This is a genomic window from Streptomyces profundus (genome assembly GCF_020740535.1).
GTDB classification, from domain to species: domain Bacteria; phylum Actinomycetota; class Actinomycetes; order Streptomycetales; family Streptomycetaceae; genus Streptomyces; species Streptomyces profundus.
In genome coordinates this window covers 6,823,782-6,841,473 of record NZ_CP082362.1, presented here as the reverse complement: position 1 = coordinate 6,841,473, position 17,692 = coordinate 6,823,782, and the positions used below count along the sequence as shown (strand labels likewise).

Genomic DNA, 17,692 nt, shown 5'->3' with positions numbered 1-17,692 from the left:
TCCGGCAATCGCCACCCCTCGCCAGCTCCCATCGAGTGAATATGACCAACCGACTTGACCGGGGCACGCCTGGTGTCTCCTTCGGAGAGCGGTTCTAGGGATCGGCGAGGCCGGAGGCGCGCACCGTGATATTCAGCCGCCCCACTACCCCGAGCGCCGGCGGGCCGCTGCCGGACAGCGTGCGCGGCACCCCGTGGTACGCCAGCCGCGCAGGGCCGCCGAAGACGAACGCGTCGCCGCAGCGCAGCGTCACATCCGTCCAGGGCCGCCCCCGGCTCTCGGCCGTCCCGAACCGGAAGACGCAGGTGTCGCCGAGACTGAACGAGACCACGGGCGCCGGCGAGCGCTCGTCGCTGTCCCGGTGCATGCCCATCCGGGCACCGGGACCGTAGTGGTTGACCAGGGCCACATCGAAGGCGCCGGCCGGCGGCGCCTCCTCGGGCAGCCCGGCCGCGACGGCCTCCTCGGCCCACTCCCCCAGCCACGCCGGGAACGGCTTCACCGGCGCCCCGTCCCCGTCGATCACCGTGCGCGCGTAGCCGTAGGCGTACCAGTGCCAGCCGAGGCTGAGCTGGCGCACCGACATCGGCCCGGACGGCGTGCGAACGGTGCGCAGCCCGGCGGGCGCCCTGGCCCAGCCCCGGCAGGCGGCCAACAGGGCACGCCGGCGGCCCTCGTCCAGCCAGCCGGGCAGATGCACGGCGCCCGGCGCGACCCGGTGGGCGGCCAGCGGGAACAGGGCGCCGTCGAGGTCGGCGTTCGGATCACTCATGCCCCCATCATGGGGGCCGGTACTGACATTCCAGCCGGCCAGCGGGGTGACGTAGGGTCGCGTGGGGCCGCGTGAACGTGCGGAGCGGGGCCCCAGGATCATGAGGAGGGGTCGATGACCGAACCGTCAACCGAACCTGCGCTCGATGCCATACGCAACTTCCGCGATGTCGGCGGCCTGCCCACCACGGACGGCCGGGTGGTGCGCCGGGGCCGCCTGTTCCGCAGCGGGCACCTGGCCCACGCGACCGAGGCCGACCAGGCGTTCCTCAACTCCCTCGGCCTGCACACCGTCTTCGACTTCCGCAACGCGGCCGACCAGGCGTTGGACGGGCTCGATGTGCCGCTGGACGGGGTGCGGAACGTCAACATACCTCTGACGGACCCGTCCGAAGGGGACGCCTTCTGGGCTCTGGTGCGGCAGGGCGACGTGACCCGGCTGCGCCGGGCGCTGGCCGACGGACAGGGCATCCGGCAGATGTGCGGCAGCTACCGGCAGATCATCAGGACCCGCGCCGAGGAGCAGGGCCGGGTGCTGCGCGCGCTCGCCGCCGGCGACATGCCCGCGCTGCTGCACTGCGCGGCCGGCAAGGACCGCGCCGGGCTGACCGTCGCCGTGGTGCTCCTGGCGGTGGGCGTGAGCCGCGAGACCATCGCCGAGGACTACCTCAAGTCCAACGCCGCGCACCGCCGTTACCAGCTGCGCCGGGCGGACTCGGGCGAGGAGAAGCCGCGGACGGCGCTCGACCAGGAGATCCAGGATCTGCTGGCGCCGATGTTCGACGCCAGACTGGAGTACCTGACGACGGCCTTCGACACCATCGACCAGGACTGGGGCGGCACCGACCCCTATCTGACCGGCGCCCTCGGCCTCACCCCCGCCCACCGCGCCCGCCTCCGCGCCGCCCTGCTCGCCCCCGCCGCCTGATCCACGCACGGCACGGGGGCCTGGCGGCCGGCGGAAGCCACACCGCTGCCCGGCGCCAGCCGGCCCGTCGCGGCAGGCGAGGCGGCGACACCCCAAGCCGCCCACGGCGGGCCCGGCCGCCGGCGGGCGATGCCGTTGCCGGCGCTGCCAGCCAGCGCCGGCGGCGCTGGGGTCACCCGCAACCGTCCACGACGACCGGCGACCGTCTGCGACAGCTGGCGACCGGCGGGAACGGTCCGGGGCCGGCCGGGGAACGGCAGCGGCCAGCCAGCGCGGCAGCGCCAAGCGCCGGCCGGTGGCCGGCAGCGGGGATCGGCCAACGACCCGCCGTCGTCGTTGTGGCGGACCGCCGGATGGCTACTTGCTGCGGACCACCACGAAGTCGGCCAGCGCGACCAGTTCGTTCCGGGTGGGTCCCGGCAGGGGCACGTCGGCCAGCGCGCCGACCGCGATGTCGTACTGGCGTCTCGCCTCGTCGGCGGTCCAGCGTCGGCCGCCGGCCTCCTCGATCAGCTCGGCCCTGGCCGCGAACTCGCCCTCGTCGAAGTCCTCGAACTCCTGCTGCGACTTCTTGGCGTCCGCCGTGAGCAGCGCGGTCAGCCGGCGGGCCGCCGGGCCCTCGGCGGCCATCGCCGCGACCACGGGCAGCGACTTCTTCCGCTGCCTGAGATCGCTCCAGGTCAGCTTGCCCGTGCTGTTGGGATCGCCCCAGACGCCGAGCAGATCGTCCACCGCCTGGAAGGCGAGGCCAAGATGCCGGCCATAGGACTCCAGCGCGTCGGCCGTCCGATCGTCCGCGCCGCCCAGCACCGCGCCGATGGACGCGGCACAGGCGAGCAGGGCGCCCGTCTTGTTGGCCTCCATGGCCAGACACTCGTCAACCGTGACCTGTTCGCGGTGCTCGAAGGCGATGTCCTGGGCCTGGCCGTCGATCAGCTTGCGGCTGGCGACGGCCAGTCGACGGGCGGCGCGCACCGCGTTGGCGTCCGTGCCCTCCAGGATGATCTCGCTGGCCAACCCGAAGAGCGCGTCGCCCACCAGGATCGCCTGCGAGGGGCCGTGCACCTTCCACACGGTGTCCCGGTGTCGACGCTGCTCGTCGCCGTCCATCAGATCGTCGTGCAGCAGCGAGAAGTTGTGCACCAGCTCGACGGCCACCGCGCCCGGCACACCCACGGCCGGGTCCGCACCGGCCGCCTCCGCGGAGAGCAGCGCCAGCGCGGGGCGGACGGCCTTGCCGCTGTCCCCCTCGGACGGCTGGCCCTCGGCGTCGATCCAGCCGAAGTGGTAGGCCGCCACGGTGTCCATGGGCGGGGCCAGCCGGTCGACGGCGAGGCGCAGCGCGGGGGTCACCAGCGCGCGGGAGCGTTCCAGCAGGTCGGGGACGATATCGGGGGACGAAAGGGGGGCGGCCGGGTTCACGCGGGCTCCTTAGCCGGTCGGTTGGCGGTGGTCTCTCCCTGGGCCGCCGCGCGTGCCGCGGCGAGGCCGCTGCGCACCGCGCCCTCCATGGTGGCCGGCCAGCCGGTGGCGGTCCACGCCCCGGCGAGAAACAGCCCCGGGGCGCCCGTGACGGGGCCGGGCCGCAGCCGGCCGACGCCCGGCGTGGGGGCGAAGGTCGCCGTGCGCTCCCGGGTGACGAAGAAGTCGAGCAGCCTGGCCTCGGCCGCCCTGGGCAACAGACGGGTGAGCGCCGGCAGATAGCGCTTGCGCAACACCTCGGCCGGCTGCTGGATCTCCTCGGTGACCGCGGACTGGGAGATCACCAGATACTGCCCGTTCCGCGCCCCTGGCAGCGCGTTGAGGCCGGCGGGGCCGGTGCGGTCGAAGACCCACTGGATCGGGCTGTTGACGGCGGCGATGAACGGCAGCCGCAGCACCGGACGGTCGTAGATGACATGCACGTTGAGAATCGGTGCGCTGTCGATGCCCAGCAGTCGGTCCGCGTCGGGCAGCGAGCCGGGAGGCAGCAGCCGGTGGGCGGCCTGCTGCGGGACGGCGAGCACCACGATGTCGGCGTCCAGCTCCTGGTCGGGGCGGTGGCCGTCGCCCTGTCCCGGCCGGGTGCTGACCGCCAGCCGCCAGCCGCCGCCGGGGGCGGCGCGCAGCGCCCTGGCCCTGGTGGCCAGCAGCGTGCGCACGCCGGCCCGGTCCAGCGCCGCGCCGGCCAGCTCGTCGTGGAGGGTGCCGAGCGGCACCATGGGCACGCCGATATCGGCGGCGTCCGACGTGCTGAGCAGCCCGGTGCGGAACACCTTGGCGGCCAGGCCGAGGGAGACGTCCTCGGCCCTGGCGTTGAGCGTGGCCACGCCCACCAGGTCCCAGAGCCCCGCGATGCTCGCCGGGCTCTGACGCCGGGCGCGCAGCCAGTCGGCGAAGCTCAGCTCGTCGAGCGCGGGGTCGGCCGGGTCGAGCCGGCGCAGCGCCAGCGCGGCGCGCGCCACCGCGGCACGCTCCCCGAGCGTCAGATGCGGGTAGCGGGCCAGCCCGCCGGCCAGGTGCAGGGGCACGGGCAGCGCGGACCGGGTGAGGCGGCCGAGGACGCCGCGCTCGGCGTCGACCACGGGGACGTCGAGCCGGCGTTGGACGGGCGCCAGCCGGGCGCCGCCGATCCGGTCGAGGAGGCCACGGTAGGCGGTGCAGCAGCGGAGGTAGACGTGCTGACCGTTGTCCACGGTCAGCTCCCCCACCTCGGACTCGCGGCGGAAGGAGAAGGCGAGCCCGCCGAGACGGGGCCGCGTCTCCAGCAGGGTGACCCGGCGGCCCTGGGCCGCCAGGGCCAGGGCCGCGGTGATGCCGGCCAGCCCGCCGCCCACCACCAGGGCGCGACGGCCGGCGGCGCTCACGCGCGCTCCCTGAGCGCGGCCCTGCGGGCGTCGAGCCCGGCCAGGCCGCGGACGGCGACCAGGGCCTTCTGCGCGGTGGGCAGCGCGACCCGGCCGCGCAGCACGGCCTCCGGGTCGGCGGCGATGCGGTCCAGCAGCCGGTGGTAGATGCCGGCCATGGCGGCGACGCAGGCGCCCGAGCGGCGGTCCAGCATCGGCAGCAGCCGGAACCCGTCGGCGAACAGCTCCCTGGCGCGGCGCACCTGGAAGCGCACCAGGCCGGCGAAGTCCGCGTCCTCCTGGGGCGGGTGGTGGTGGGCGCCGTCGGTGAGGCCGAACTTCCGCAGCTCCTCGTCGGGCAGATAGCTCCGGCCGTGGCCGGCGTCCTCCCTGATGTCCCGCAGGATGTTGGTGAGTTGCAGGGCCAGCCCCAGGGTGTCGGCGTACTCGGGGGCGCGGTCCACGTCGCGCGCGCCCGGCTGGGTGCCGAAGACGCCGAGGGAGAGCCGGCCGACCGCGCCGGCGACGCAGCGGCAGTAGGTGCGCAGCTCCTCCCAGGTCTCGTAGCGGCGGCCCCTGACGTCCATCAGCACGCCGTCGATCAGCTCGTCGAGGGCGCTCAGCGGGATGGGGTAGCGGCGGGCGGTGTCGGCGAGGGCGACCGCGACCGGGTCGGTGGCGTCCTCGGGGACCTCGTCGGCCTTGACCTTGGCCAGCAGCTCGCGGGTCTCGTGCAGCCGCTCCTCCTTGGCCGGGACCGGCAGCGCGCCGTCGCCGATGTCGTCGACCCGGCGGGAGAAGGCGTACAGCGCGGAGAGTGCCCGCCGCCTCGGCGTCGCCAGCAGTCGGATGCCGTAGGCGAAGTTCTTGGCCTGCTGGCCGGTGACGGCCTCGCAGTACTGGTAGGCGGCCACTACGGCAGGGGACGTCGGTGGGCTCTTGGTCACGGGCTGTCGAGCCTCACGTTCCTCGTCGCAGTGCGGTTGCCGCCGCGAAGACCAGGCGGCCCCTGCTGGCGCGTGGGGGGCCGGCCAGCACGTCGTACCCGGCGTCGGTGATGGCGCGGGCCGCCGCGTAGCCGCCGCCGAGAAACCCGGCGAGCAGCAGCCGCAGCCGCCCGTGGACGCTGCCCACCAGGGGGGCGCCCTCGTCCAGCAGCCTACGTGCCCTTTCCGTCTGGTACGCGACCAGGGTACGGACCGACGCGTTGGCGCTCGGCGCGAGAAGATCGTTCTCGCTCACCCGAAACCTTCGCATGGCGGTTGCCGGGAGGTAGACGCGTCCCTGGGCCAGGTCCTCGGCGACGTCCTGCAGATGCTCGACCAACTGGAGCCCGGTGCAGATGGCGTCGGAGTGGCGCACCCGCTCGGGTGTCGACGTGCCGGTGATGGACAGCACCAGGCGGCCGACGGGGTTGGCGGACAACTCGCAGTAGTCGAGCAGTTGACGCTGTGTCTCGTAGCGGCGGACGCGCTGGTCGAGCCGGTTGGCCTCGATCAGGGCGCGGAACGGCTCCGGGGTGAGCCCCGCGCGCCGAACGGTGGGAAGCAGCCGGACGAGCAGCGGGTGTCGGGGGGTCGCGCCCTGCTGGGCGAAGACGCGACCGAGGTCGGCCTCAAGCGCGTCCAGCAGGGCCAGCCGGTCGGAGGACTGCTCCCGGTCGACGCCGAGCAGGGTGGCGTCGGCGCCGCCGGGCGGCAGATCGCCGTCGCCGATGTCGTCCACCAGGCGGGCGTAGCCGTAGACGGCCATCAGATCGTCCCGCCACGCGCGGGGGAGGAAGCGCGGGGCGACCGGGAAGTTCTCGTGAGCCGCCTTGGCCAGCACCGCCGCCGAGGCCTGGTCAGCCGTCGCGGTCACCGGGCCCAGCCCGTCATCACCATTGCCGTCATGCTCGTATTTCTACCTTGATATGCGATGAACCCGCGTCCGGACACGCTACCCCGACCACTCCCCGAGGGCCGCCGTCCCGGCCGCTCCCGCCTACTTGTTGGTCTCCTCCTCGTAGGCCTTGAGCACCTGGTCGGTGGGGCCGTCCATCATCAACTCGCCGTGCTCCAGCCAGAGCACCCGGTCGCAGGTGTCCCTGATGGTCTTGTTGTTGTGGCTGACCAGGAAGACCGTGCCGGCGTGGGCGCGCATCTCGCGGATCCGCTCCTCGGAGCGGCGGCGGAACTTCTTGTCGCCGGTGGCCAACGCCTCGTCGACCATCAGCACGTCGTGGTCCTTGGCGGCGGCGATGGAGAACCGCAGCCTCGCCTGCATGCCGGAGGAGTAGGTCCGCATCGGCAGGGTTATGAAGTCGCCCTTGTCCTGGATGCCGGAGAAGTCGACGATGCTCTCGTACCGCTGGCGGACCTGGTCCCTGGTCATGCCCATCGCCAGGCCGCCGAGAATGACGTTGCGCTCGCCGGTGAGGTCGTTCATCAGGGCGGCGTTGACACCGAGCAACGAGGGCTGACCGTCCGTGTAGACCCTGCCGGCCTCGGGCGGCAGCAGTCCGGCGATGGCGCGCAACAGGGTGGACTTGCCCGAGCCGTTGGAGCCGATCAGGCCGATGGCCTCGCCCCGGTAGGCCACGAAGCTGACGCCGCGCACCGCGTGCACCTCGCGGAAGCGGCTGTTGGGCTCGCGCTTGATGATCCGGCGCAGCGCGGCGGTGGCGTTGCCGCGCTTGGCCGCGCCGTTGACCCGGTAGACGATGTGCAGATCGTCGGCGATCACGGTGGGGACGCGCCCGTCGTCGACCACCCTGATGGGGGCGGGAATGTTCCAGTCAGCCACGGCCGTACCGCTCCTCCGCCTTCCAGAAATACAGGAATCCCCCGATGCCGACCACCAGCGCCCAGCCGACGGCGAACAGCCAGGTGGCCAGCATGCTGTCATCGTAGAGGCCGTCGATCAGCGCGTCGCGCATCAGGTCCATGTAGACGGCGGCCGGGTTGGCCTCCAGCACGTCACCCAGCCAGGCGGGGCCGTCCGCCCGCTCCACCATGTATCCGAGCGGGAACATCACGCCCGAGGCGTACATCCAGGTGCGCAGGACGAAGGGCATCAGCTGGGCCAGGTCGGGGGTGGACGAGCCCATCCTCGCCATGATCATGGCGAGGCCCAGGTTGAAGACCAGTTGCAGCAGCAACACCGGGACCACAAGAAACCAGGTCCAGCTCGGGAAGTGCCCGAAGCTGACCACGATGATCACCAACACGATCATCGAGTAGAGCAGTTGCTGGAGTTGTTGCAGTGAGAAGGAGATCGGCAGCGAGGCCCGGGGGAAGTGCAGCGCGCGCACCAGGCCGAGGTTGCCCGAGATCGACTTCACCCCGGAGAGCACCGACTGCTGGGTGAAGGTGAAGACGAACACCCCGGTGACCAGGAACGGGATGTACTCGCGGTTCGTCATATCGGCGCGGGCGCCCAACAGCAAGCCGAAGATCAGGAAGTAGACCAAGGCGTTGAGCAGCGGGGTGAAGACCTGCCAGAGCTGGCCGAGCTTCGCCTGGCTGTACTGCGCCATCAGCTTCGCCTGGGAGAAGGCGAGAATGAAGTAGCGACGGCCCCACAACTGCCTGATGTACTGCGGCAGTGAGGGCCTGGCACCGCTGACGGACAGACCATGACGGGCCGCGAGTTCAGCCAGTGGCAGATCGCGGGGGGACGCACTGTCGTGCGTGGTCTCACTCACCTTGAAACTTTCGTCCTCGCAGGGCACAGGGCGGCTGAGGCCGCGCGAACGCTCGGCCCCAGGATGGTCTCAGACCCGAGCTTGTCAGATAACAGGAGGTCGTCCCAGCCGGGTCAGGCGCCATACCGTACGCCAACGCATCGCCCTCCGTTGACCACACGAGGTGCGCCAGCCCTCGGCGAAACCGGCGAACCACGCCCGCAGCGCCGGCCACGAGGGCCGCCTGACCAGGGTGAGCAGCAGCCAGACGCCCAGATACACCGGGATCAGCGGCAACGGCAGGTTACGACGCGCCAGCCAGACCCGGTTCCTGGCGACCATCCGGTGGTACATCGCGTGCCGAGAGGGCGCCGTGGTCGGATGGTGCAGCAGGAGATCCGCGCGGTAGTCGATGGCCCAGCCGGCGTCCAGGGCGCGCCAGGCGAGGTCGGTCTCCTCGTGCGCGTAGAAGAAGTTCTCCGGGAGTCCACCAACTTTTTGGAAAACCGCGGTGCGCACCGCGTTGGCGCCCCCGAGGAAAGTGGTGACCCTGGAGGAGCGCATCGGGTCCGAGGCGCGCAGCCGGGGAACGTGGCGACGCTGGGTGACTCCGGTGTCGGGATCGGCGATCCGGAAGCTGATGATGCCCAGCTGGGCATCGGCGGCGAACGCCTCCCGAACCAGCTCGGCCGTTTCTTTGTCCGGAAGCAGTCCGTCATCGTCCAGAAACAGCAGCACATCGACATCGGTGCCACCGGGGCCGAAGGCCTCGATGCCCACGTTGCGCCCGCCGGGAATGCCCAGGTTCTCGGGCAGTTCGATGCCGCGCACGCCCTCCGGGAGCTCGGGCAGCTCGGCGCCGTTGCCCACGACCACCACCTCGACCGGGTCGCCGCGCTGCCCTGCCACCGAGTCCAGCAGGGCGCGCAGCTCCACGGGCCGGTCCCCCATGGTCAGCACCACGGCGCCGACCGTGAGCCGCCCGGCGTCCTCGGCGCTCACCGCAGCCTGCTGGACGCGAGGATGGAGACCAGGTGCAGCAGGGTCTGTAGCACGGCGATACCGGCCAGCAGGGCGACCCCGAGGCGGGTGAAGAACAGCTCGCCGCCGATCACGTCCAGGACGGCCACGGCCAGGATCAGCAGCGACGCCTCAACGCCGCCCACCAGGCGGTGGAACTTCAGCGCCGCGGCGGCCTTGCGCGCCACCGCGAGACCGGAGGAACGCGGCGTGGCCGCCTCGTCCTTGACCGCCGCCAGCCCGCTGCGGGCCCGCGCCACGTCGACCAGGTCCGTCTCGGCCTTGATCAGGATCGCGCCCAGCGCGGCCAGCGCGCCGAGGAAGGCCCACAGCCAGTTGGCGGACGCCTCGTGCTGGCCGAAGACGTCGGCGGCCCGCAGCCCGAAGCCCACCAGCAGCGCGGCCTCGGAGAGGTAGTGGCCGATCCGGTCCAGATAGACGCCGGTGATCGAGGTCTGGCCGCGCCAGCGGGCCACCTCGCCGTCCACGCAGTCGAGCAGCAGGTAGAGCTGGATCAGCAGCGCGGCCAGCACCGCCCCGATGAGCCCCGGGATCAGCAGCGCGGCACCGGCGGCGACCCCGGCGAGCACCATCAGGTAGGTGAGCTGGTTGGGCGTGACGCGGGTGTTCACCAGATGCCTGGTCCACCGCAGGGAGATCTCCCGCATGTACAGGCGACCGGCCCAGTGCTCCCCGCTGCGCCGGTCCTTGACGCCGGCGGGGTGCACCACGGGACGGAGTTCAGCTACCGATGGCTTTGACATAGTCCGCGTACGCGTCCCTGATTTCGTCGGTGGTCAGATCGAGGTGTTCGAGAATGGTGTAGCGGCCGGGCCTGGTCTGCGGAGCGAAGGCCACGGCGGTGACGAACTCGTCGGTGCTGAAGCCGATCTCGTCCGGCCGCACCGGCAGCCCGTGGCGCCGCAGCACCGAGGCGATCAGCCCGCAGCTCTCGCCCTCGCCCCGCAGGTGCATCGCGAACGCCGCGCCCAGGCCGACCTGTTCGCCGTGCGGCGCCGAACGCCGGGGATAGAGGATGTCCAGCGCGTGCGAGATCTCATGGCAGGCCCCCGAGGACGGCCGGGTGTGCCCCGCGATGCTCATGGCGATGCCGGAGAGCACCAACGCCTCGGCGAGCACCGTCAGAAAGCGGTCGTCGGAGCAGTCCCCCGGGTGTCGGAGCACGGCCTCGCCCGCCTGCCGCGCCATGGCGGCGGCCAGCCCGTCGATCTGCTCGCCCGTCTCCCGGTGGGACAGCTCCCAGTCCGCGATGGCGGAGATGTTGGAGACGGCGTCCCCGATCCCGGAGCGCACATAGCGGACCGGCGCCTGGTGGATCACCTCCAGGTCGACCACCAGCGCGATGGGCGCCGGCACGCCGTAGGACCCGCGCCCCGCGTCGTTGTCGAGGATGGAGACCGGCGAACAGATGCCGTCGTGCGCCAGGTTGGTGGCGACCGCGACCATCGGCAGGCCGACCCGAGCCGAGGCGTACTTGGCGGCGTCGATGATCTTGCCGCCGCCGAGGCCGACCACGGCGTCGTAGTGGCCCGAGCGCATGGCGTCGGCCAGCTGGACGGCGGCGTCGATGGTACCGCCGCCGACCTCGTACCAGTCGGCGCCGGGCAGCGCGGGGGTGAGGCGCTCGCGGAGCGCGGCGCCCGACCCCTTGCTGATCGCCACGGCCAGCCGGCCCGAGGAGGAGATCCGCTGGTCGGCCAGGAGCCCCGCCAGTTTGTCCAGGGCCCCGGCGGCGATGTCGACCGAGACGGGGGACGGGATGAGGCGGGTCAGTACCGGCACGCGATCTCCCTGCCCCTGGCGAGGTCTTCGTGGTTGTCGATCTCCACCCAGCTGACCTCGCCGATCGGGGCGGTGTCGATGCGGAAGCCGCGGTGCACCAGCTCCTGGTACCCGTCCTCGTAGTAGAGCTGGGGGTCGCGCTCATAGGTGGTGCGCAGCGCGTCGGCCAGCTCGGCGGCGGCCTCGGGCTCGATCAGGGTGACCCCGATGTACTCGCCGCTGGCCTCGGCCGGCTCCATCAGCTTGGTGATCCGCCGGACGCCCTTCTCCGGGTCGGCGATGACCTTCATCTCCTCGTCGGCCAGCGTCTTGACCGTGTCCAGGGCGAGGATGATCCGCCGCCCCTCGCCACGCGCGGCCAGCAGGGTGCGCTCGACGGAGGGCGGGTGCACCGTGTCGCCGTTGGCGAGGATCACGCCCTCGGCGATCGCCTCCCTGGCGCACCACAGGGAGTAGGCGTTGTTCCACTCCTCGGCCTTGTCGTTGTCGATCAGGGTGAGCTTCACGCCGTACTGGCGCTCCAGCTCCGCCCTGCGCTCGTAGACGGCCTCCTTGCGGTAGCCCACCACGATGGCGGCCTCGGCCAGACCCACCTCGGCGAAGTTGGCGAGGGTGAGGTCGAGGACGGTCTTGCTGTCCTCGCCGTCCTCGTTGACCACCGGCACCAGTGCCTTGGGCAGGGTGTCGGTGTAGGGGCGAAGACGCCGTCCGGCGCCAGCGGCCAGCACGAGGCCGATCATGCGGGTTCTCCTGTTTCGTCGTGTACGGCCGGTGCCTGGGAGGAGATCCAGAAACGGATGCTCTCCCCCAGCACCAGAAGCGCGAGGACCCCGGCAAGGGCCGCGAGCGCGATGGTGAAGCCCTGTCCGCCGGCCCAGAGGGCACAGGCGACCGTGACCACCAGGGCGCGCCCCTCTTGTCCGCCGGTGGCCATGACCAGCCAGCGGGGAGGCGCCCCGGCACCGCCGCGCAGGCGGTACACCGTGTCGTAGTGATGGTAGGCGCTCGCCGCCACCAGGCAGAAAGCCGCCGGCAACGCACCGTTCACCTCGCTGTGGGCGGCGAGGAGGAAGATCGTCAGATACTCGCCCGCGCGGAAGACCGGCGGGAGCAGCCAGTCGAGCCGGCCGCGCAGCGGGCGGGCGGCGGCCAGGCCGGCGGCGCCGGCGTAGCCGACGGCGCCCAGCACGGCGAGCCAGCTGCCGTCGCCGACCACCGGCGGCAGCGTCACACTCAGCAGGACCAGGCCGAGCAGCGCCCACGCCGGCGCCGGCAGCGCCCCGGCCGGCGCGGCCAGGGGGCGGCCCAGCGCGCTGGCCAGCGGCCCGTTGTCCGCCAGCCCGGCGAGCGCGGCCGGCGCCGAGGGGGCCGTGCCGCCCCGGGCCCGCACGGAGCGCAGCAGCCGGCCGGCCGTGGTGTAGCTGGCGGCGAAGGCGCTGGCGACCAGCAGCACGGTGAAGGTGACCCTGGGGTTGGTGCAGGCGATCAACACCGCGATCAGCAGCCAGCGTTCGCCGATCGGCAGGACGATCATCCGGCGCGCCCACACCGTCCAGCCGATCCGGTCGAGGCGCCCGGAGATGGCCCCGGCGCCACCGGAGGGGTTCGGCGGATGCGCCTCGTTGAAGGCGAAGTCGACGATGTGGCGGCAGGTCATCAGCACCATCGCGCCCAGCGCCAACGCCCATACGTCGTCCCCCGACCTGGCCGCGCCGAGCGCGAGACCGGCGTAGAACGCGTACTCCTTGGCGCGGTCGAACGTGGCGTCCAGCCAGGCGCCGAGGGTGGAGTAACGCAGCGCGTACCGGGCCAACTGGCCGTCGGCGCAGTCCAGCACGAAGGAGGCGAGCAGCAACAGGCCGGCGGCGACGAAGCCGAGGCGGTCGCCTGTGGCCGCGCAGCCGGCGGCGATCAGCGCGGTGACCAGCGAGGCGGTGGTGACCTGGTTGGGGGTGAGGCCGCGCCGGGCGCACCAGCGGGCCAGATAGCGGGAGTAGGGGCTCACCAGGTGGGTGGTGACGAAGCCGTCGCGGGACTTGACGGCGCCGCGCAGCCGGACGGCCTCCTCGTCCACCGAGGCGACCCGTTCGGCGGCCTCGGCGCGGGCCCGTTCGCCGGTGGGCACCTCGGCGACGAGGATGCCGAGATCGGGGCGGTGCGGCTCGGCGCCCTCGGCGGCCAGCAGCGCGGCCAGCCGCCCGGCCTCGGGCGGAGCGGCCAGCGGGCCGCTCTGGCCCTCGCCTTCGCCTTCGCCGAGGGCGGCGACGGCGGCGGCCAGGGCCGGCCTGGCGGGGCCGCTCGCCGTGACGGCGCCCGGGATGGCGGCGGCGGGGAAACGGGGGTCCGTGAGCCCGAGCCTGAGGCTGTGCCGATGGCCGACGAAACGGGGGTCGACCACGGCGACCCGCTCGCCGGCCGGGGCCGCGGCGAGCGCACGGGCCAGCTCGGCGGGCCGCTCGGCCACGGTGACGGAGAAGCCCAACGCCCGAAGATCTTCCTCCAGCGGTGATCCGGCAACGGGCGGACCGGTGAGGATGGCGCTCGACAGCTGACTCACTCCTTGCAGCAACTCCGCGCTCTGCGGCGGCATGTCGGCAGAGATTATCTGATGACCACCGCGCGGCAAGAACGGCGTTGGGGTGTGGAAACCCATGGTTCACTTCCGGTGTCGCGTCGACACCGGAGGTGACCCTACGCGATGCCTCTGACACCGTACGAAGTCACGCTGTCGGTGGCAGCGATTAGGCTGCCGCCATGACCTGGCTGATCACCGGCGGTGCCGGATACATCGGGGCCCATGTCGTGCACGCGATGATCGCGAGCGGGGAGCGCGTCGTGGTGCTGGACGATCTCTCCTCGGGGGTGGCCGAGCGGCTGCCGGCCGAGGTGCCGGTGGTGCGCGGCTCCGTGTCGGACGGTGCGGTGGTGGCCGGGGCGCTGGCCGCGCACGAGGTCACCGGCGTGGTGCATCTGGCCGCCCGCAAGCGGGTCCCCGAGTCGGTCGCCGAGCCGCTGCTCTACTACCGGGAGAACGTCGGCGGCCTGGTCACCCTGCTGGAGGCGATGGCCGCCGCCGGGGTGCGGCGGCTGGTCTTCTCCTCGTCGGCCGCGGTCTACGGCTCGCCGGATGTCGCGCTGGTCACGGAGGAGACGCCGTGCCGGCCGGTCAATCCGTATGGCGAGACCAAGCTGGCCGGCGAGTGGCTGGTGCGGGCCGCCGGCCGGGCCGGGGGGCTGGAGACGGTCTGTCTGCGCTATTTCAACGTGGCGGGCGCGGCCAGGCCCGAGTGGGCGGATCGGGGCGCGGCCAACGTCATCCCGCTGTTCTTCGAGCGGATCAGCGCGGGGCTGCCGCCGGTGATCTTCGGCGACGACTATCCGACCCCCGACGGCACCTGTGTGCGGGACTACGTGCATGTGGCGGATCTGGCCGAGGCGCATCTGGCGGCGGCCAGAGCGCTGGAGCGGTCCGCGCCCGGCGGGCCCGGCGGCGATCTGACGGTCAACGTCGGCACCGGGCGGGGGGTTTCGGTGCGGGAGCTGGCCGATCTTGTGGGCGAGGTGACGGGGCGGCCCGAGTTGGCGCCGGTCGTCGCCGAGCGGCGGGCCGGGGATCCGGCCCGGGTGGTCGCCTCGGCCGAGCTGGCGGGGCTGCGGCTGGGCTTCGCCGCCAGGCACGACCTGCGGGAGATGGTGGCCTCGGCCTGGGACGGGTGGTGCCACCGCGCCGAGGCCGCTCCGCGGGCTGGGTAGCCACCGTGGCCACCGAAGCCACCCACCATCGCCGCAGGTCGCGCCACCCTTCGCCCCCGTTCGGTAAACGCGCAGGTCAGAGCACATGACAACGGTGTTCAGTGCCGCGTTGCCCGATACCCCCTCCCCGTAGTTCACTGGGGGGCGAGTCGACGGAAAAAGGGGGCTGGCGCACATGGGCGCGGGGCATCACCACGGCCACGGCGGGGGGCCGTCCGGTGGGACGCAGGGGGCCGCCTACCGCGGGCGGCTGTGGATCGCGCTTGGCATCGCCGGGCTGCTGCTGGTGGCCGAGCTGATCGGTGCCGCGATCACCGGCTCGTTGGCGCTGCTCGCGGACGCGGGGCATGTCGCGACGGACGCGGTGGGCATCGGGATGGCGCTGGTCGCGATCCACTTCGCCAACCGGCCCAGCACGGGCGAGCGGCGCACCTTCGGGCTGGCCCGGATGGAGATCCTGGCCGCGCTGCTCAACTGCCTGCTGCTCTTCGGCGTCGGCGGCTACATCCTGATGGAGTCCATCGAGCAGTTGCGGGAGCCGGGCGAGGTGCCGGGCGCCACCACGCTCGTCTTCGGTGTCGTCGGCCTGGCCCTCAACTGCGTCTCGCTGGCGCTGCTGATGCGCGGCCAGCGGGAGAGCCTGAACGTGCGCGGCGCCTTCCTTGAGGTGCTGGCGGACGCCCTGGGTTCGGTGGCGGTGATCGTGGCGGCCCTGGTGATCATGGTCACCGGGTGGCAGCGGGCGGATCCGGTCGCCTCGCTGCTGATCGCGCTGATGATCGTGCCGCGCACCGTCAAGCTCGCCAAGGAGGCCGTGGACGTGCTGCTGGAGACGGCGCCCAAGGACCTGCGGGTGGCCGAGGTGCGGGAGCACATCCTGGGGCTGCCCGGCGTCGAGGGCGTGCACGACCTCCATGTGTGGACGATCACCTCCGGGATGCCGGTTCTCTCCGCCCATGTCGTGGTCAGCCGCGAGGTGTTGGACGAGGTGGGGCACGAGCGGACGCTGCACGAGCTGCAACACTGCCTGGGCGACCACTTCGCGGTGGCGCACTGCACCTTCCAGCTCGAACCCTCGGGCCACGAGGCCCACGAAGCGGGCCTCTGCCACTGAGCGGGTGCGGCACACTGGTACGGGGCCAGGGGGCATCCCGAACCCCGTAGTCGGGAGTGAGGAACTGGTGGTCATGTCCCACCGCACAGCCGTGTCGACCGAGCCGATCCTGCTCGAACTCGTCGACGAGGAGGGCCGCACCATCGGGACGGCGGAGAAGCTCTCCGCCCACCAGGCGCCGGGGCGGCTGCACCGCGCGTTCTCCGTCTTCCTCTTCGACGGTGCGGGCCGGCTGTTGTTGCAGCGCCGCGCGCTCGGCAAGTACCACTCCCCCGGCGTCTGGTCGAACACCTGCTGTGGCCATCCGCTGCCAGGCGAGGCGCCGTTCCTGGCGGCGGCCCGGCGGACGATCGAGGAGTTGGGCGCGGCGCCCAGCCTGCTGCGGGAGGCCGGCACGGTGCGGTACAACCATCCCGATCCGGCCTCAGGGCTGGTGGAGCAGGAGTACAACCATCTCTTCGCCGGGCTGGTGCGCGCGTCGTTGCGGCCCGCCCCCGAGGAGATCGCCGAGACCGCCTTCGTCACTCCGGACGAGCTGGCCGGGCTGCGGGCCGGCAGCGACTTCTCCGCCTGGTTCGACACCGTGTGGGACGCCGCTCGGCCGGCGATCAGGGAGCTGACCGGGGCGGCGGGCTGGTAGCGGGCCGGCCGGTGGGGCGGTCCAGTGGGAGTACGGCCCAGATCACCTTGCCGCCGCCGGCGGTGGCCCGCACTCCGCAGGAGCCACCGGCCTCCTGGGCGGTGGCCTGGACCAGCAGCAGCCCGCGCCCTCCGGTGCGCTGTCGCTCGGGGGAGGCGGCCAGCGCGTGCGGTCGGTAGGGGTGGCCGTCCTCGACGCGCACCCAGGCCCAGTGCGGGTCCACGGTCACCTCGACGCCGATCTCGGGGGTGAGCAGGGCGGCGTGCCGGACGGCGTTGGTGACCAGCTCGGACAGGATCAGCATCAGGCCGTGCGTCCGCTCGGCGGAGAGCGGCGCGGCACGGCGTCGCAGCAGATCGCGGATGGCGTGCCTGGCCTGGGGCACCGAGCTGTCGATGGGGGGAAGGGTGAAGCGCCAGGTGCCCTGCCAGGCCGGGACGGGCAGGGCTTGGGCGGGATGCGGCGGCGCGTCCGATGACCTGTCCATGATGTTCGACACGGGCCCCTCTCTCGGGGTATCGGGGTGCTGTTGGGAACGGTCCGGGCCATCCACGCGTGCTTCCCGGCAGGGGCCGGATGCGGATGGCCGCTCTGTCGAGTGTTGGCATGTGCCAGCGCTACATGACCCGGTGCACGAAACTCATGAGGAACAAGGCGGATTTCGACCAACTCGCTTCGCTTAAGACAGAGTTGCTACGCCAACCGACCGTTCACCCCGGGCGCAACGTTTCACTCCGCCGCGCCCGGACCGACCGCCGGGTCCTGACGTCCACTCCGCGCCCCACGTTGGGCGACGGCGGGCGGCGGTGGCATGATCATCACATTCGCGACGAGTCAGCACACCGAACCAGGAGGCCGCCATGGCGCAGAGCCCGATGCGCGTGTTTGTGGGGAACCAGCAGGTGCACTGTCCCTTCTGCCGCTACCACCTCTTCAACGAGCGGGAGATCAAACTCAACAGCACCGGGATGAGCTTCTTCGGCCTCGACTGGGCGAACAAGTCGGCGACCGGTCTGATCTGCGGACAGTGCGGCCACATCCAGATGTTCCTCGACCCCCAGATCCGCTACGAGGCGGCCTGAGCCGGATCCGTGCGCGACGCCCCGGGGGGCTCACCCATCCGGGCGGGCGCGTGGTGGTGAACCCCCAGAGAATCGACGCACCGGCGCGAGCG

Annotated in this window: 18 protein-coding genes; 5 read left to right on the top strand and 13 right to left on the bottom strand. The window is 72.4% G+C overall.

Annotated features, from left to right (window positions below; translation table 11 throughout):
* Positions 1 to 94 precede the first annotated feature (94 nt).
* Positions 95 to 772, bottom strand: coding sequence for an alpha-ketoglutarate-dependent dioxygenase AlkB (locus tag K4G22_RS28720; RefSeq protein ID WP_228083374.1), 678 nt, complete (start codon positions 770 to 772; stop codon positions 95 to 97).
* A 114-nt stretch (positions 773 to 886) separates the two neighbouring features.
* On the opposite strand from K4G22_RS28720, the gene K4G22_RS28715 reads away from it, so the two are divergent.
* A complete protein-coding gene (locus K4G22_RS28715; protein WP_228083373.1) occupies positions 887 to 1,699 on the top strand; it encodes a tyrosine-protein phosphatase in 813 nt (270 codons plus the stop codon).
* 357 nt (positions 1,700 to 2,056) lie between these two features.
* On the opposite strand, the gene K4G22_RS28710 is transcribed toward K4G22_RS28715, so the two are convergent.
* The 11 genes from K4G22_RS28710 to K4G22_RS28660 all read right to left on the bottom strand — a co-directional run bounded on the left by K4G22_RS28710 (position 2,057) and on the right by K4G22_RS28660 (position 13,559).
* Positions 2,057 to 3,121, bottom strand: coding sequence for a polyprenyl synthetase family protein (locus K4G22_RS28710; protein ID WP_228083372.1), 1,065 nt, complete (start codon positions 3,119 to 3,121; stop codon positions 2,057 to 2,059).
* Entirely contained in the window at positions 3,118 to 4,545 is a 1,428-nt protein-coding gene (gene hpnE, locus K4G22_RS28705; RefSeq protein WP_228083371.1) for a hydroxysqualene dehydroxylase HpnE, read from the bottom strand. The genes K4G22_RS28710 and hpnE overlap by 4 nt, the downstream gene beginning before the upstream one ends.
* A complete protein-coding gene (hpnD, locus tag K4G22_RS28700; protein WP_228083370.1) occupies positions 4,542 to 5,471 on the bottom strand; it encodes a presqualene diphosphate synthase HpnD in 930 nt (309 codons plus the stop codon). The genes hpnE and hpnD overlap by 4 nt, the downstream gene beginning before the upstream one ends.
* A gap of 13 nt (positions 5,472 to 5,484) precedes the next feature.
* On the bottom strand, positions 5,485 to 6,384 hold the full coding sequence (gene hpnC / locus K4G22_RS28695) for a squalene synthase HpnC (protein WP_228083369.1): 900 nt from the start codon (positions 6,382 to 6,384) through the stop codon (positions 5,485 to 5,487).
* Between the two features lie 123 nt (positions 6,385 to 6,507).
* The gene (locus K4G22_RS28690; RefSeq protein WP_425336762.1) at positions 6,508 to 7,308 is read right to left on the bottom strand and encodes an ABC transporter ATP-binding protein; all 801 of its coding nucleotides are present in this window, start codon (positions 7,306 to 7,308) and stop codon (positions 6,508 to 6,510) included.
* Entirely contained in the window at positions 7,301 to 8,209 is a 909-nt protein-coding gene (locus K4G22_RS28685; RefSeq protein WP_228083368.1) for an ABC transporter permease, read from the bottom strand. The genes K4G22_RS28690 and K4G22_RS28685 overlap by 8 nt, the downstream gene beginning before the upstream one ends.
* A gap of 84 nt (positions 8,210 to 8,293) precedes the next feature.
* Positions 8,294 to 9,139, bottom strand: coding sequence for a glycosyltransferase family 2 protein (locus K4G22_RS28680; RefSeq protein WP_228084256.1), 846 nt, complete (start codon positions 9,137 to 9,139; stop codon positions 8,294 to 8,296).
* A gap of 47 nt (positions 9,140 to 9,186) precedes the next feature.
* Positions 9,187 to 9,972: a CDP-alcohol phosphatidyltransferase family protein gene (locus tag K4G22_RS28675; protein WP_228083367.1), complete on the bottom strand. Its 786-nt coding sequence runs from the start codon at positions 9,970 to 9,972 to the stop codon at positions 9,187 to 9,189.
* Positions 9,950 to 11,011 carry an iron-containing alcohol dehydrogenase family protein gene (locus K4G22_RS28670; RefSeq protein WP_228083366.1) on the bottom strand — a complete coding sequence of 354 codons (1,062 nt, stop codon included), beginning with the start codon at positions 11,009 to 11,011 and terminating at the stop codon, positions 9,950 to 9,952. Before K4G22_RS28670 ends, K4G22_RS28675 begins: the two co-directional genes overlap by 23 nt.
* Positions 10,999 to 11,751: a phosphocholine cytidylyltransferase family protein gene (locus K4G22_RS28665; RefSeq protein WP_228083365.1), complete on the bottom strand. Its 753-nt coding sequence runs from the start codon at positions 11,749 to 11,751 to the stop codon at positions 10,999 to 11,001. Before K4G22_RS28665 ends, K4G22_RS28670 begins: the two co-directional genes overlap by 13 nt.
* Positions 11,748 to 13,559, bottom strand: coding sequence for a DUF5941 domain-containing protein (locus K4G22_RS28660; RefSeq protein ID WP_228084255.1), 1,812 nt, complete (start codon positions 13,557 to 13,559; stop codon positions 11,748 to 11,750). Before K4G22_RS28660 ends, K4G22_RS28665 begins: the two co-directional genes overlap by 4 nt.
* Before the next feature lie 206 nt (positions 13,560 to 13,765).
* Between K4G22_RS28660 and galE the strand changes: the two genes are divergently transcribed.
* From galE to idi, 3 genes are all read left to right on the top strand, one after another.
* Positions 13,766 to 14,764: a UDP-glucose 4-epimerase GalE gene (galE, locus tag K4G22_RS28655; RefSeq protein WP_228083364.1), complete on the top strand. Its 999-nt coding sequence runs from the start codon at positions 13,766 to 13,768 to the stop codon at positions 14,762 to 14,764.
* Between the two features lie 175 nt (positions 14,765 to 14,939).
* A complete protein-coding gene (locus K4G22_RS28650) occupies positions 14,940 to 15,878 on the top strand; it encodes a cation diffusion facilitator family transporter (protein ID WP_228083363.1) in 939 nt (312 codons plus the stop codon).
* 73 nt (positions 15,879 to 15,951) lie between these two features.
* A complete protein-coding gene (gene idi / locus K4G22_RS28645) occupies positions 15,952 to 16,518 on the top strand; it encodes an isopentenyl-diphosphate Delta-isomerase (protein WP_228083362.1) in 567 nt (188 codons plus the stop codon).
* Here idi and K4G22_RS28640 read toward each other — a convergent pair.
* Positions 16,487 to 17,005, bottom strand: coding sequence for an ATP-binding protein (locus K4G22_RS28640; protein WP_228084254.1), 519 nt, complete (start codon positions 17,003 to 17,005; stop codon positions 16,487 to 16,489). The genes idi and K4G22_RS28640 overlap by 32 nt on opposite strands.
* Positions 17,006 to 17,378: 373 nt before the next feature.
* Here K4G22_RS28640 and K4G22_RS28635 point away from each other — a divergent pair, with 373 nt between their 5' ends.
* Positions 17,379 to 17,600, top strand: coding sequence for a hypothetical protein (locus K4G22_RS28635; RefSeq protein WP_228083361.1), 222 nt, complete (start codon positions 17,379 to 17,381; stop codon positions 17,598 to 17,600).
* The last annotated feature ends 92 nt before the right edge of the window (positions 17,601 to 17,692 follow it).

What these genes read in the sequence shown, in the direction of transcription:
- K4G22_RS28720 (WP_228083374.1), bottom strand. Translation starts at nt 772, where the DNA reads ATGAGTGATCCGAACGCCGACCTCGACGGCGCCCTGTTCCCGCTGGCC.
- K4G22_RS28715 (WP_228083373.1), top strand. Translation starts at nt 887, where the DNA reads ATGACCGAACCGTCAACCGAACCTGCGCTCGATGCCATACGCAACTTC.
- K4G22_RS28680 (WP_228084256.1), bottom strand. Translation starts at nt 9,139, where the DNA reads ATGGGGGACCGGCCCGTGGAGCTGCGCGCCCTGCTGGACTCGGTGGCA.
- K4G22_RS28675 (WP_228083367.1), bottom strand. Translation starts at nt 9,972, where the DNA reads ATGTCAAAGCCATCGGTAGCTGAACTCCGTCCCGTGGTGCACCCCGCC.
- K4G22_RS28665 (WP_228083365.1), bottom strand. Translation starts at nt 11,751, where the DNA reads ATGATCGGCCTCGTGCTGGCCGCTGGCGCCGGACGGCGTCTTCGCCCC.
- galE (WP_228083364.1), top strand. Translation starts at nt 13,766, where the DNA reads ATGACCTGGCTGATCACCGGCGGTGCCGGATACATCGGGGCCCATGTC.
- K4G22_RS28650 (WP_228083363.1), top strand. Translation starts at nt 14,940, where the DNA reads ATGGGCGCGGGGCATCACCACGGCCACGGCGGGGGGCCGTCCGGTGGG.
- idi (WP_228083362.1), top strand. Translation starts at nt 15,952, where the DNA reads ATGTCCCACCGCACAGCCGTGTCGACCGAGCCGATCCTGCTCGAACTC.
- K4G22_RS28640 (WP_228084254.1), bottom strand. Translation starts at nt 17,005, where the DNA reads ATGGACAGGTCATCGGACGCGCCGCCGCATCCCGCCCAAGCCCTGCCC.
- K4G22_RS28635 (WP_228083361.1), top strand. Translation starts at nt 17,379, where the DNA reads ATGGCGCAGAGCCCGATGCGCGTGTTTGTGGGGAACCAGCAGGTGCAC.